Genomic DNA, 15,171 nt, shown 5'->3' with positions numbered 1-15,171 from the left:
CGTTGCTCGCCCCCTCGTGTACCGGAGTACACCACGGCGGCTCGCGCCTTGTCCCGCTCGTCCCTGGGAAAAATACGGTACGTCGGGCGTAATCGAGGCGCACGCCTCGCCCTGCATCCTTCGGGCATGCCATTTTTTTTGAGGTGTTTTTATATCTTTTTGAAAAAGGTTGGGTTTAGGATGATGATTCGATATTCTGCATTTTTGTTGTATTTTTTTGGTTTTCTTGCGCTTTGCGGTTGCAGGGATTCTTCAGAGGAATATTCAAAGGTTCAAAAAATTCACGAGCTGGAGACTCTCTCTGTAGATCTTAAGACGACATCTGATGTTCGCGATCGTAAGATGTATCGTATAATTTCCTCTGGGAATCGGGATTGGATGGCTGAAAATCTGAATTTTCAGACGGAGAATAGCTGGTGTTATCGCGATAGCATTGAGTATTGCGAAAAGTATGGCCGCCTTTACAGCTGGGAAGATGCCATGAAGGCTTGTCCTGAGGGATGGAAACTTCCTGACAATGATGATTGGCAGGCCTTACGCAAGGTTGCCGATCAATATAAACTTCGAAAGCGAGGTGGCCCCGGGGCCGGAACGGCTTTGATGTCCAAAGAGGGGTGGCGTCGAGCTATTGATACGCCTTCAGGAAGTGATATGTTAGGTTTTGCCGCTCTCCCTGGTGGAATGCGTAAATTAGATGGTTCTTACCAGGATTTGAAGAGCTATGCCTTTTTCTGGAGTGCGACGAAGGGGGATTCTACTCGTGCTTACGTTTGGGACTTGTGGTACAATGGAACAGGTTTATCATCAGGATATGGATCGGAGTTGTATTCCCCTGATGGAACCATCTGGAACGGTTTCTCGGTACGGTGCGTGCGTAGGTTGGCTCTCTGAGGTTAGTCCGTTTTTTTTTGTAAGTCACTTTTCCCTTGTAGTTATCTCAACGCTATTTCCTTTTGCGTGCAAATTTTATTCCGCTTTGGAATAAAAAAATTATTTTCATATTGGGATGTTTGTAGTAAAAGGAGTTGTGTTTATGCGACACAATGTATGGGTTGTTTTATTTTTCATGTTTTTTGCGGCTTTCGCCCAGGCGAAGCTGATTATTCATGTCCAGTCCCCGTGGCGTGATGATCTGTCTAAGGACGGGTATTTTTTGCATATGCTGGGCGGTGCCGGTGGCGGCTATAATCCGCAGTTTGGCGAAACTTCTAGCACTCGCATGACGGATGAAGGGGATGGCTGGTTCAGCTATACCTGGAACAAGAATGCCTCGGATTTTCAGGATTGGGAATCTTTCAATATTGGTATTTATCCCAATACGGCTGACCAGAATTTCAACAACAATAATGGTGCCTCCTGGAAAGTTGCTGGCGATATGAAAATCGGCCAGATTTTCGGTACGGATGTTGAAGTTTGGCTTTATACCAACACTACGGACATGACCTACGAGAAGAGTTTTGTTGCTCCTGGTTCCAAGATGGTGTGGTTCAAGAGCCCTTGGGGGAATAAGGCTCTCCCTCAGATGATCTTCGGCCAGGATTCTATCCTGATGAGATTTGCACAGGATGACAAATCCATGTGTGGATGGTTCTATGGAGCTGTGTCTCCTGCGGTGATCAAGGCGAATCCTGGGAAAGCTGTACATTTTATTCGCTATAGGACGCCTTACATGGCACTGCCCAGCTCTGGTGTGATTGAATTGGGCAATGCTCTTGATGCTGCGGATACGATCTATATTGACGGTACTGCAAATACTCTTGCTCCTGCCCATGAAATGGGCGCATTGGGAGAATGTTTTGACTCTACACGAGTTCTCCATATTTATCATCCCTGGAGGACCAATTCTACATTCAAGGATAGCCTGGTATACATTTCCATCGGGAACAACATCCTGAACAATCCTGTTGCAACGGAAAAGGATGGAAAGAATCCGTACTGGTTTAAGTATGAATTTGACGCAGCAACTGTAGGCTCCACGAATTGGGCTTCCAGCATGGCTCAGTTCAATATTTACCGCCGTCAGAATGAATGGCCCCAGGTGACTTTCTTCAAGGAAGGGGCTAGACCTTTTGCTTCCTCGCTGTTCCCTACGGGCGTTTATGAGACTTGGCTCTACACGACGACTAGTGGAAATTACGAGCTCTTGTTTAGTCCGTTGGAACCTAAGACTATTCGTTTAATGAGTCCCTGGGACAATATGTCGCCGATGATGATCGTCGCGGAAGATACGATTCGTATGGGACCGATTACAGCAAGTTTGTTGGATACAACCCAGAGCGATACCTGTGGCTGGTATCAGGGAACTTACTACAAGCACACCGAAGATTGGTCTGTTCAGTTTAGGCAGTCTTTCGGTACGGAATTTTATAGCCTGGAAGGTTTGATGGGGGAAGATGGCGGCTTTGGTACGCCGATTTCCCTGGATTCCATGATCGCTTTGTACGATACGGTATGGGTGTATCCTTATCCGCTGTCTTCCAGCGCCCCGAGGTTTAAGGAAGTGTATCCGGAACGATTGGGAATTTGCCCCACCATGAAAATTTCGGCTATGCTTCTGGACTGGGCGGGTGAATCTTATGCAGATGCCATCGACATTGACTTTGGTGGAATTTATGGTGGTAATGAATATACGACCATCATCCAGGGCGCTCAGGAGTATAAGACTTGTGGAGGTCATGTATTGGGTATGGTGGAAGAATACCTGAGCAAGGATGGCTTGCCGGTTCGTGTGGACTCCACCTTGTTCCCTTGGGACCAGTGCTCTGCAGGTCGTGAAGTGGACAAGTGGTTTATTCCGGAAGTATTGGCTACGGGGCCCGACGGACGTGAATATACCAACGCTACTTGCCGTGATATTGACTTGAAACTGGATGCTGAAGGTTTCTGGCTTGCGGATGTGACGGAATCTCCTAACGGTTGTAACGATCCCACCAATCCGGGCTTCTATCCTCTGGACGATTTCGAATACCTGGATTCCGCAAAGACTATTAAGAATCCGAAGTTCGACTGGGACGTTCAGGGTTGTAAACACAATTACAGTTTCTCCATGAAGATTACCGCCCAGTTCAAGTATATCAAGGGGCAGTATTTTGAATTCCGCGGTGATGACGATGTGTGGGTGTTCATCAACAACCGTCTGGTGGTGGATATCGGCGGCTGCCATAGTCCGGTGGAAGGTGCTGTGGACCTGGATACTTTGGGACTTGATGAGGGTGTAGAATATCCGTTCCACATCTTCTTCTCTGAACGTAATGCAACGGGTTCCAACTTCAAGATGCGTACGTCCATCAACTTGCAGACCCAGAAGACTTACTATTCTGAAGAGGTGAAGACTGCGGATGGTACAATCATGTATAACTTGAAGCAGTTGCTGGTGGATGAATCCTTGAGTTGCGACGTCTCCAGTGTATCCAAGGTGGATACTTCCGATGCACAGTCCATATTCGTGCTGGCAGGAGGAAGCCTGCCTCCGGATGGTATGACTCTAGATCCGGGCCTGAATTATGGTGGTATCCTGATTAACGAAAACATGGCGGGCTTTACCATCGATACTACGGCTATTGTTCGCTCCCGTTCTTTGGCATCTGGCTCCTATGCCTTGATTTGCTATCTGGCATCTGATTTGAGTCAGTATCAGATTATTCCCTTCACGGTGCCCGAATATCCTCTGCCGGATATTGGCTTTGTGGATATTTTCAATCCGACGGATTCCTTTGTGCAGCTGGATCCTACGGGGCTTACCCTCCGTGGGGATGTAATGGGCGTGGATCCGAAAAATGATACGCTGCTTGCTCATGTGACTTATCCGGATGGAAAGCCCCTTGCTGTTGCTGTACTCTATGTGGGTAAACCCTGCGGTGATTGCATTGTGACTCTGGATTTGACCTCTGCAGATTCCATTAGCTTCCTGAGTAAGGATGGTCAGCAGGTCACATCCATTACGACGGACTCCCTGGGATATGCCTACTTCTATGTGGTGGGCGAGACCGCAATGGAGAATGCTTCGTTCAAGATTTCCAGCGAGGGCGTTTCCAATGATCTGGTATGGACTGGCATTCACTTCAAGGAACCTCCTGTACCATTTGCTTCTCGCGGGAAGATGTATGACGTAAATGGCGATGGCGTGGTGGATAGTCTTGCTATTCCGTTTAGCAAGCCGTTTGATAATGCTGTGCCTGATACTCTCGCCTGGTCCTTTGGCGAATCTGGATTCCATAAGGTAACGGATGCTGTCAATGTTTGGCCCCTGGTTGTGGATGATTCCATTCTTGTGCTCTATGATCCTAACGGCTTGCAGAAGAGCCTGTTTACGGGAATTTCCGATGATGTGTATTTGGGATCCTTGCTGTATCACTATACATACTTGGATGAAGATACGGGTGATTCTGTGAAACTCGATATGAGTACTTCCATCGAGGATCACGCGGGACCTGTTATTCTTAGTGCTACTATTGAATCCGTGAACGAAAATATGAGCTTGCTGACCATCAACTTGAGTGAAGGTACATCAGAACGAAACGTGAATGGCGGAATTGCCTTTGAAATTTTCCGTGACTCTACCTTGTTGAGTGATTCTCTGGATGTGTCCACTACGAGTGTTTCTTCTAAGGGCAATGTTTTCAAGGTGTTTTATAGCCGCGCAAAAACAGGTGTGCTGCCTGCTGTGGGCGATTATGTGAAGATGGTGCCTGGAGTGATCAAGGACCGCAGTGAAAACTTCGCGCATGTGAATAATCCCATGGTTCGTATTGTAGGGGAACAGCGTACCGAAATCTCGGCACCTGGTGTAGTGACCATCGGGAGCGAAGAGTTTGTGTGGCCTCATCAGGAATCCATCGTTCCTATTGTGGTCCCTTCCAACAAGACTGTAAAGGACATTGTGGATAGCTTAGGAATGCCTGGCTTGTTGTTGGGATTTGATATTGGTGAACTTGCGACCACCATGATCATGAACCTGCCTAGCACTGCTAATCGTGATTCTGCCTTGGGTTTGATCAAGATTAACTGGGAAGCCTACTATTATTCTCATCTGGGTAACTACGTGAATTCCTACAGAGGTGTAATCCGCTGTAACGATAAGACTGTATTCTACAATGCAGCCGATCCTGCAAAGTCCAATTGCTTTGATAATCCTGGCAACATGTTCTTTGAATGGAATGGCCGTAGTGAAGATGGCCGACTGGTAGGCACAGGTCCTTACATTGCCAAGATGAAGGTGAAGGTATTTTCCGGCAAGACAAAGGCGGGAAGTTCCGAGGATACCTATACCATCGGTATCAAGAGAGGAAAATAAAAAAAAGGAAAGCACGGCTTGCAACCGTGCTTTTTTTTGCGTACAGCCGATACTGACCTTCGTCAGCATGACTGCTGGTTAATCCAGCGGGTACTTATCGTTGGCGGCTTCAAGCTCGGCGTTCTTTACTTCGTACTGAGTATAGAGATCGTCGATCTTTTTCTTGATGTCGTCCATTTCCTTTGCAATTGAAGTGATTGCATTTCCATCACCACTTTCGGAGGCGGCCACCAGTTTTGCTTCCAATGCGCCTGAAAGTTCCTCGGCCTTGGCGATATCATCCTCAATCTTTGCGATAGCCTTTTCCAGCGGCTTGATGATCTTGGAACGTTCGGCGATGTAGTCGGCGCGGGCCTTGCGGTCCATCTTTGCAGAAGGTGCAGCACTTGCAGTGGGAGCGTCCTTGGTCACGTCGATGTTGGAAAGTTTGGCGTTGTCCCCGTCCATTCCGCCGGGCTTCTTTTCGGCAGCCCAGCCTACCTTTTCGAGGAAGTCGGCGTAGGAGCCTTCGAAGATGCGGCACTTGCCACCGTCGAAAACCACCAGGCGGTTTGCAAAGGCGTGTAGCAGTTCTTCGTCATGGGTCACCACCATGGCTGTTCCTTCGTAGTCGTCCAGCGCGTCGATAAGGCTTTCGATGGATTCCATATCCAGATGGTTGGTGGGTTCGTCCAGCAGCAGCATGTTGCACTGGCTTGCAAGAATCTTGCCCAACAGCACGCGGCTGCGTTCACCACCGGAGAGGACCTTGATTTTCTTCAGGGCGTTGTCGCCGCTGAACATCATGAGGCCTGCAAGACCGCGGGCACGGCTCTTCTGGGAGACTTCCGCGATGGCGCTTGCGATTTCCTCTTCGACGGAATTGTCGAGGTTCAGGCGGTTGATGTTTGTCTGACCGAAGTAGTTGATCTGCAGATTGGGATTGTGGCAGATTTCTCCGGTAGTGGGATTTAGTTCCTTTGCGATCAGGTTCAAGAGCGTGGTTTTACCACGGCCGTTGGGACCGATGATTGCAATACGGTCGCCCTTGAATACTTCGAATTCCAAATCGCTGAAAAGTTCCGGACCGTCACCGTACTTGAATGCCAGATTGTGAATCTGGAGCATTCGCTTGCCTGGGAAGGGAGCTTCCGTAAAGCTGAATTCCAGGTTGCGTTCGTGGGTGAGGCGTTCACCGTTGGCGAGCTTAGCCGCTGCCTTGATCTTGGACTGCACCATGGCGGCCTTTGCGGCCTTGTAGCGGAAACGTTCAATGAGCTGGTCCAGCTGGGCCTTCTTCTTGGCTTCGTTTTCCTGGGTGCGCATTGCCACTTCTTCTTCTTCGGCAATGGTTTCCCGGAGCTTTTCTACGGTTCCCTTGACCTTGCGGATCTTGTGGCGGTGAATGCCCACGGTATGGGTGCAGACTTCGTCCATGAAATGATGGTCATGGGTGATGAGAAGTACTTCGCCTTTCCAGTTGCGCAGGAAACGGCTGAGCCAACGCATGGAAACAATGTCCAGGTAGTTGGTGGGTTCATCCAGCAACAGCATGTCCGGTTCAGAGGCCAGCACCTTGGCGAGATTCAAACGAATCTGGAAACCACCGGAAAGGAGCATAGGATCCTTGCTCATGGATTCTTCGTCGAAACCCAGACCGAAAAGGATTGCTTCCACTTTGTGTTCTTCGATCCATCCATCTTCATTAGGCTTCAGCACACTGCAGGCTTCTTCGTGCACCGTTTTGTGGGTGAAGTTAATGTGCTGCTGCAAATATCCGATGGTGTATTTTTTTGGAATATCGATGGTTCCACCATCCAGGCATTCCTGGCCAAGAATCATCTTGAAGAGGGTGGACTTGCCGCAACCATTACGACCTACGAGACCGACGCGTTCGTGGTCACCTACGAGAAAGCTTGCCTGGTCCAGAAGGACCTGCATGCCGAAAGACTTGGAAACATTCTGTACTTGGATCACGGGGATACAAGATAGTTTTTTTAAATCCCGTTGTCCTTGTAATACTGGACATCGCCTAGGACTTGGTCTACCCAGCTTTTGGTAAGGGGGCTGCGCATCCAGTCTTCAGGCTTGGCTCCCATTTCGGGATCCGGATAGAAGGTGGCTATTGCATTTTCCTGGCTGAGGCCTACGTGCAGAAGCTTGCGGAGCTTTTCCACCCCTAGCTCAATCTGTTCAAGACCTGTACCCTCGTGAAGTGCGAGAATTCCTCGAGCGTCCTTTTGGCCTTGATAATCGAAATTGAAGTTGGAAACGTGGCGGATAAGACTCATGACCAGAGCGGGATCCACATTGTTGCGCTTGGAAATTTCAATGACCGGAAGGGCGCAAAGTTGCTCGATATTCCAAGGGTCCCCGGTGTAGGTGAGCCATAGGGTATGGACGTTGCTGGTGCTATCCGTACGGATTCCAAAGGAATATCGGTTGCCCAGCTTTTTGCGTAAAGCCTTGTTGATAAGGATGCCGCGGTTCTTGAACAGTCTGTAGCCTACCATTGCGAAATGGAGGGTGTCGTCCAGACGGGTAATGATAGGGGTGGTAGGTCGTTCTACTATGTCGTTGTAGGTGTTGATGACCAGCGGGAAAATATACGCGATTTCCGGTCTGGCGTGGCTCATGTCGCAGGCGGAATCCTTTTTTACGATACCTGCGTCAACGACTTTCTGGACGGTCTGCGCGGAGTAAGTCTCGAATATGGCCTGAACGTTTGTTGTATAGGTTTCGCCCTTGGGAAGGGACTTGTATCCCCAATAGACGCCCGCCACCAGGATTATTAGGGAAAGAGGAATTCGCCAGACCAGTTTTGCCTTTTTAAGAACGCGAAGCCAGCCCCTGACCTTGGGGCTGCGCAGTAGGTAGATTCCTAAAACTGCGAAAATCACGAACCATAAAACGCCGAATATCACGCCATCAATATAAAAAGAAAATGTATCTTTGGGTTATGCTGAATCCCCTGAAGAATATTGTTGTTATTGGTGATCGAATCTTGATCAAGCCCCTGGAAGCTGCCAACAAGACCAGCAGTGGCCTTTATTTGCCTCCCAGCGTAAAGGAACATGATTCTGTCCATACGGGGCTAGTGGTAAAGGTGGGCCCGGGTTACCCGATTCCCGCAAATCAGGATCCCGATGCAGCTTTCCGTGGTGAATCCGGCGATGCGGTGAACTATGTTCCCCTCCAGGTGAAGGAAGGTGACGAGGCCTTGTATCTCCATGCGAACGGTACGGAGCTGGAAGTGGGTGGCGAACGCTACGTCATTATTTCCCAGAATGCCGTATTGCTGGTGGTTCGCCCGGAAGTCCCGGACGATGTTTCCTCCATCGATTCTTTGTAATTACGAAACTTTTTCTCCCGACGGCTTAATCATTCCGTAATTTGGAAAAAGTAAGTTTACATCTTCTCTGCAGGTTTTTCTTCCTGCAGATTTTTTTTTGTTTATGTTAGAGGTATGGGCGTGTTAAAGTTTTTAACCGTTGTGTTTGTCCTTTGCGGAAGTCTTTGGGCTATGCCTGCCCTGGATCGCTTTTTCGCAATATCACAACCGGACGGAAGTTCTTTACGTGTCCGCCCCGTGGGTAACGAAAGCCATCATTTTAAGGTGACCGAAAATGGTTTCGTAGTGGACCGGGATAGCGCCGGTTACTTCTGCTATGTCAGGGAAGATGGTCAGGTTTCCAACGTTCGTGCCCATGACAGCGAAAATCAGACTGCTGAGGAATTGAGCTTCCTGAATTCCCTGAATAAAGAGGAAGTCTTGAGAGTGGTGAAGTCGCAAAAGACTTCCCGCACCTTCGGAAGTATCCATAAGGCAGAAGGCAGTTTTGAACCTGCAGATTTTGTTCCCGCCATGCGACTTATGCCGAAAGCCAATTCTCTAGCTAATAAGGGGGAGAAAAAGGCCTTGGTGATTTTAGTCCAGTTTAGCGATGTCAAGTTCAAGTCTGACGATCCTAAGGCTCAGTTTGAGAGTTTCCTTAACGAAGAGGGGTACAGTGTCAACGGCAATCTTGGAAGCGTGAAGGATTATTTCACGGACAACTCTTCCGGAAAGTTTATTCCCGATTTTGATGTGGTTGGACCTGTGACCATTTCTGGACAAGCCTATAAGAGTTATGGCAATTATTCTCGGTATGAAATGTACGGCGGTGCTTTTGCCTTGATGGAGGCGCTGGATACTCTCGTGAATCAAAAATCCGTAGATTTCACCCAGTATGATAGCGACAAGGATGGATATCTGGATTTTGTCCATATGATTTATGCTGGTGTTGGCTCCAACGATTCGCCCCAGGATTCCGCCATCTGGCCCCATATGTACTACTTGTCCGCATCCAACTATCGGGTGTATGGCATGCCTTCTCAGGGAAAGAGGGTCGCCTCCTCTGGAAGTGGATTCAGAAAGAGCTATACCTATGTGGACGCTTACGCTTGTTCCAACGAACTGGATGGAAAAACTTGGGAAACGAATAGGAATTCTTCGAAGATTGTAGGCGTTGGCGGCTTTGCCCATGAGTTTAGTCATCTGTTGGGCTTGGGAGACCATTATTCCGCCGAAAGTAACTTGTATACTCTTTCCGTATGGGACCTGATGGATGGGGGTGCCTATAATATCAGCAACTCGTCCGCCGTTCTTGGTAGCGCTCCGCCTTATTATTCTGCTTTTGAAAAGGAGTATTTGGGCTGGTCAAAGTCTGTGGAAATTTCCGAAGGGGACGGCTTTGAATTGCTGCCTGTTCAGGAAAACGCATCCGTTAAGGTGACGAATCCGAAAAATACGGATGAGTTTTATGTGATGGAATACCGCAATCGTTCCAAGTGGGACGTAGGACTTCCCAATCATGGCATGTTGATTTGGCATATTGACTACGATGATTCTGCCTGGATTAAATCTGAAATCAATACTTCCAAAAGAATGCGTGTGGATATTGTGGAAGCGGATGGTGCTGCCAATTACCAGACGATAACGTCGGACGTATTTCCAGGTACATCCCGCTTGAGAAGATATGATTCCTTCAGTAAGTTTGTGACATGGGACGGAACGGATCTGGGTGTTCACCTTTCAAGCATCGCGGAAGCGAATGACTATAGCAAGGTTTCTTTTAATGTGAAGTTTGGTGATTTTTATGAGCTGCCGCCTGAAAGTTCGTCCAGTGAAGAAATGGTCGTAGAGTCGAGTTCCTCTAGTTTGGAGCTGGTAGATGCAAGCTCTAGTAGCGAAGAAGTTGCTGAAGATAACAGCGATCCTGTGGAAACGGACTTTGTTCGTAATCAGCTTGGTGCAGCCGGGTTGATGGTTTCTAGAAAGGGCGGAGTTTTGAAAGTTTCTGGCATGCCCCAGGGACTCAAGGTGGTTCGGGTATTTTCCTTGAATGGCAACCTGCTTAAGACCCTTCAGGTAGAAACGGACTTCATTTCTCTGGATGTGGACCGTCGCTTCGGGAAAACGCCTGTTATTATACAAATTGCTCAAAATCGCAAAATTATAGCTGTCGTCCCTTTGAAATAAATTAATCCCGTTTTTTTCAGCGACAAAATAAAATCATTATGGGGTAACACTTGAGCTTTGCTCTGGTGTTTAAGACGTGTAATTTCTAAATTTGCACTGAAAGAGATATGCGCCTATCCCGTATTTTTACAGTTTTTGTTTTACTGTTAGTTGCGTTCCCGGTGTGGAGCGTGGCTCAGGAAGGCACAACTGCAGAAGGCCTGCCGAAGGAGAAAAAAATTCTCTTTCAGGGAGTGGTTCAGGATACTTCCTTTGCCGCTGATGAAAAACTGAATGTGGAAATTCTCGAGACGGGAGAGGCTCTCCAGACGACTGTAGGGACGCCTTTCCAGGTGGAACTTCCCGAAGACACTCTGTGGAATGTGTGCGTTACCAATTCCGATACCTCTGGCGCCGAGAAGGAAAAATGCTACGAGCTGGTTTACCTGGGGCAGGATTCCGTCTTTAGCCATGTGCTGGGAGATGTGGGCGTTACGGATTCTTCGACAGTGCCAAGCGACGTTCAAGAACAGCCGATGCCGAATCAAGTTCGGCATGACGAGAGTGTGGCTGCTGTCGATAAGCCTGCAGAAGATGATGTGGATGTGGACGCCCTTCTTGCTGCTGGCAAGGAAAACGGCAAGGTAACGGAAATGAAGAAGGTGGTGGTGCAGTTGCGTCGCCGCCCCAAGCGTAAGGCGGGTGAATCCGTGGTTTCCGCCAAGTCTATCAAGCGTATGCCGGGCCTTGGTGAAGCGGACGTGATTCGAAGCATCCAGCAGTTGCCCGGCGTGGTGGCAAGTTCCGACTTCAGTACGAAAATTTATGTTCGTGGCGGGGCGGCCGACCAGAACCTTTTCCTGTACGATAATGCGGTGGTGTATTCTCCTACGCACTTCTTCGGCCTTTTCAGTACCTTCCTGGTGGAGACCATCGACGGCGTGGAATTTTACAAGAGCGGTTTCCCGGCGCAGTACGGTAACCGCCTGAGTTCCGTGTTGAAGATGGACGGACGTGCTGGTGGAAGCGATTCGACCGAAGAATGGTTCAGCAAGAGTAGCGTCAAGATCAGTACCTTTGCGGCACAGCTCCATACGGAAGGACACAAAGGCAATGCCCGCTGGATTTTGGCGGGACGAACCACTTACATTGGCTACATTCTGGATGCCTGTAATGCCATTGGCCTTTTGGATTTGGATATTGACTACGAGTTTACGGACCTGCAGGGCGATTTCATTTATGACTTTTCCTCGGATACTCACTTGAAGTTCAGTTTCTATGTGGGGCAGGATGTGCTGGCTTTTGACCCGTTGTATGTGGACTGGGGCAATGTGGCCATTCCTATAAATTTCTCCCATCGCATTGACGGAAACTGGGACTACAATGCGACTTTCGCTTTCAGCCGTTTTTATCAGACCATGGAACTGACGGACTTGATCAACATTGGCCAGGATCTATATACTTTTGCAGGTAAACAGTGGCTGAACTATCGCGGCATTGACAATCATGTGTTTACAGTGGGCTATGAGCTGGAATATGACTGGGACAAGTTCTACGAATACATTTCCAGCATGAAGGTGGCGGATGTCCAGAAGCCGCTCCATCATGTGCTTTACGGTCAGGATGCCTGGCGCTTGAATGACGATTGGCTGCTGACTTATGGCCTGCGCTTGAATTATCAGGACCTTTCCGAAGATTTCGGAATTGAACCTCGTGTGTCACTGGTGTGGAATATTGATGAAAAGAGAACCATGGAATTTTATGCGGGTCATTACCTCCAGTATATGAACTCCATCATGTTCGGCGATGGCGAATCCCTCAATGAATTCTATTATCCGTCGGTTACCACCTCCAAGGGAAAACATCTGGAACCCGCCCGATCCAACCTCTTTGCGGTGGAATACAAGCAGGCGCAAATTGCGGATGAATACGATTTTACAGCGGGTGTCTATTTCAAGACCCAGAACAACTTGAACACCTTCATGATGAAACAGGACTCTACCGACGAAACTGCTGCAGCGGACTTCCTGCTGGCGGATAACTTCGGGACGGCGGAGGGTTATTCCCTAGGCTATGAGCTTTCCCTGAGAAAGGAGAAGGGGGCGGTCTTTGGCGGTATCAACTGGAGCCAGAGTCTGAGTGTCCTGAAGGCAAACGACGGAACGAAGGCCTATTTCCCCAGCTGGCATCAGCCTTACGCCGTCAAGCTGGATGCAGGTATTAACTGGAAAGGAGAGGACGGAATCTGGCCTCACGAGAAGAAGGGACGCTATTTCAGATCTTCCGTGGTTCTCAAGTATTCTGCAGGTATGCCCATCAGCGAATATCTAGGCTATTTCTACCAGCAGAAAATGGAAGACCAGACCTATCGTGAAAACATCCAGGTGATTCCCGGTTCCCGCAATGCGGGCCGCCAGACGGACTACTTCCGCATCGACGTGAAGGCCATCGATATCGGCCGCGAAAACAAGTGGAGCTTTAGCTGGACAATCATTAACTTGACTGACCACGAGAACATGTTCTACACCTACTACGATACCAATAAGAACCCGCCCGAGTATAAGACCGTCTCTCAGTTCCCCTTTTTGCCCATTATGCTGAACTATGAGTATTATTTCTAGAAAGTTTGAGGATCGGTGCTTGAGGTATGAGTTTTCTCGGGTTAGACGCTCTCGTCTTTTCCTGTCTACTGTCTACTTCCTACTGTCTACTATTTTATCTGCTTGTGATTTCCAGGGACCGTGGAGTTACTATCCGGAGGAGACTGAGGTTTACCAGGGTATTTATACCTTCGGCTACATCGTGGCGGATGAATCTCCATACGTGTGCTTCTCCAAGGTTTATGGATTGACGGAAAGTTCTGCTGAAAATTTTGCCTTCTATGATAGTGCTGATGTGTCTGTTTCTGGCGTGTTTTCTCCTGAAGTTGAGGCGGATAGCGAAACTGTCCGATTGACCCCCCTGGAATCATCAGGAAAGCCCAATTGCTTTGCCTATAACCGTCGTTGTCTTGTGATTGGAGATGAAGTTTCCTGCGTTGGAGAATCAAAGGTGGGTGTGGCTGGCGAATCCTACACGCTGAATGCTGTCTTTAAGTGGGATAGCGCCGGCCATAAGGTCACCACCGAAATGAAGGCTGTTGCAAAGATTCCGACAAAAATTCACGCCAAGGGGGTGATTCCGCCAAGCGCCAGGAATGACGCGGAATTTGTGGAGAATGACTACAGGCGTCTGTCCTTTGAATTCCTTGGTTTCCCTTATGATATTCTGACTTACAAGATTCCCATGGAATACGACGAATCCGTGCGGGGCGTCCAGATGACTTTGAAATACGATACGGCCAATGGTGGCGAGTCCATGAACACCACCATGATGAACATGTTGTCGGCCTTTACGGAGCCGGACTCCATGGGCTATGCCTATATGTCCACAAAGCGTCCTATCGAAAATACTGCCAGCATGGGCTTTACCACCCGCATGATGTTTGCTGGTCGTAATACTTTGGATACCATGGAATATCCGGGAATGACAATGCCTATTGGAAAATCCGTCATTCGCTTCTACGCTACAGATCAGGCTTATTCTGACTATCGCAATACGGTACTTGACGCCATTGAGGATCCTCGGGTGGTTCCCAAGAGCAATGTGGAAAATGGCATGGGCGTATTCGCCGGCATGCTGAAGGATTCCTTGCTGATGGAAGTGACTACAGATGAATTTGTTCCCTTTGAATATATGGCCCGTGAGAATTGTTTCCGTGAAGGTGGCATGGGGGAACATAAGCCTTTCGAAACAAAATGGTGCCGCCTGAACAAGAAAGATGTTTGCGTTGCAACTGCTGGAGGATGGTCCAATCTGCGTTTAACTAGTGTGCATCCAAGGTGTGTTGCTGCATATGTTGGATTGTTGATCTGGTATGAGCCAGAGGTTGAACAATGGCAAAATGAAATAGATCGCTTGGCAAAGAGAGATGATGAATGGTGGGGGGATGCGTCTAGAAGAGAGAAAGTTGTTAAGCAAAAGGATGAAATCAACGCCGAAGCTCTGTTGAGCTATTGCATGGAATACAACTTTGAAAACAACAGTGTTGCCAGTTGCGATGCCTTGCGTGAGCAATGTCAGGGGTCCCTGGAAAAAACCGCCTGTAAGGATTCCCTGTGGCAGTGGTGTTCCGATCGTGATTGGAATATTGAGAAATACAAACAGTGTGGTACAGCCCTAGTAAGCCGTTATTATTTGGAAAAAATGGAGTCTCCTATCCTAAAACGAGTGGTGGACCTTTGGTGTGAAGAACATCCGGAGGATAAGCAATGCAAACGGTAATGCAATGGAATATTAGGAGTGCTGAAAGGATGCTTCACCTACGTCATTCTGAGAAACGGAGCGACGAAGAATCCAG

8 protein-coding genes are annotated in these 15,171 nt (G+C 48.5%); 6 read left to right on the top strand and 2 right to left on the bottom strand.

Annotated features, from left to right (window positions below; all coding sequences use genetic code 11):
- Positions 1-126: 126 nt before the first annotated feature.
- Positions 127-891 carry a fibrobacter succinogenes major paralogous domain-containing protein gene (locus tag BGX12_RS07570; RefSeq protein WP_109735476.1) on the top strand — a complete coding sequence of 255 codons (765 nt, stop codon included), beginning with the start codon at positions 127-129 and terminating at the stop codon, positions 889-891.
- 142 nt (positions 892-1,033) lie between these two features.
- Positions 1,034-5,293: a fibro-slime domain-containing protein gene (locus BGX12_RS07565; protein WP_109735475.1), complete on the top strand. Its 4,260-nt coding sequence runs from the start codon at positions 1,034-1,036 to the stop codon at positions 5,291-5,293.
- Between the two features lie 78 nt (positions 5,294-5,371).
- Here BGX12_RS07565 and BGX12_RS07560 read toward each other — a convergent pair whose 3' ends face one another.
- Both BGX12_RS07560 and BGX12_RS07555 read right to left on the bottom strand, forming a co-directional pair.
- Positions 5,372-7,249: an ABC-F family ATP-binding cassette domain-containing protein gene (locus BGX12_RS07560; protein WP_233246304.1), complete on the bottom strand. Its 1,878-nt coding sequence runs from the start codon at positions 7,247-7,249 to the stop codon at positions 5,372-5,374.
- A 20-nt stretch (positions 7,250-7,269) separates the two neighbouring features.
- Entirely contained in the window at positions 7,270-8,196 is a 927-nt protein-coding gene (locus tag BGX12_RS07555) for a hypothetical protein (protein WP_109735474.1), read from the bottom strand.
- Positions 8,197-8,231: 35 nt separating this feature from the next.
- Here BGX12_RS07555 and BGX12_RS07550 point away from each other — a divergent pair, with 35 nt between their 5' ends.
- From BGX12_RS07550 to BGX12_RS07535, 4 genes are all read left to right on the top strand, one after another.
- Entirely contained in the window at positions 8,232-8,624 is a 393-nt protein-coding gene (locus BGX12_RS07550) for a co-chaperone GroES family protein (RefSeq protein ID WP_199220739.1), read from the top strand.
- Positions 8,625-8,744: 120 nt separating this feature from the next.
- The gene (locus tag BGX12_RS07545) at positions 8,745-10,793 is read left to right on the top strand and encodes a M6 family metalloprotease domain-containing protein (protein ID WP_158278196.1); all 2,049 of its coding nucleotides are present in this window, start codon (positions 8,745-8,747) and stop codon (positions 10,791-10,793) included.
- 107 nt (positions 10,794-10,900) lie between these two features.
- Positions 10,901-13,393, top strand: coding sequence for a TonB-dependent siderophore receptor (locus tag BGX12_RS07540; protein WP_109735471.1), 2,493 nt, complete (start codon positions 10,901-10,903; stop codon positions 13,391-13,393).
- 19 nt (positions 13,394-13,412) lie between these two features.
- Positions 13,413-15,095 (top strand): hypothetical protein, encoded by a 1,683-nt coding sequence (locus tag BGX12_RS07535; protein ID WP_158278195.1) that lies wholly within the window; start codon positions 13,413-13,415, stop codon positions 15,093-15,095.
- The last annotated feature ends 76 nt before the right edge of the window (positions 15,096-15,171 follow it).

Origin of the sequence: Fibrobacter sp. UWR4, assembly GCF_003149045.1 — a bacterium.
In the GTDB taxonomy this organism is placed as follows: Bacteria; Fibrobacterota; Fibrobacteria; order Fibrobacterales; family Fibrobacteraceae; genus Fibrobacter.
Note: the sequence above shows the minus strand (reverse complement) of the source record. Positions and strands in the feature narration are given on the sequence as shown.

What these genes read in the sequence shown, in the direction of transcription:
- BGX12_RS07570 (WP_109735476.1), top strand. Translation starts at nt 127, where the DNA reads ATGCCATTTTTTTTGAGGTGTTTTTATATCTTTTTGAAAAAGGTTGGG.
- BGX12_RS07565 (WP_109735475.1), top strand. Translation starts at nt 1,034, where the DNA reads ATGCGACACAATGTATGGGTTGTTTTATTTTTCATGTTTTTTGCGGCT.
- BGX12_RS07550 (WP_199220739.1), top strand. Translation starts at nt 8,232, where the DNA reads ATGCTGAATCCCCTGAAGAATATTGTTGTTATTGGTGATCGAATCTTG.
- BGX12_RS07540 (WP_109735471.1), top strand. Translation starts at nt 10,901, where the DNA reads ATGCGCCTATCCCGTATTTTTACAGTTTTTGTTTTACTGTTAGTTGCG.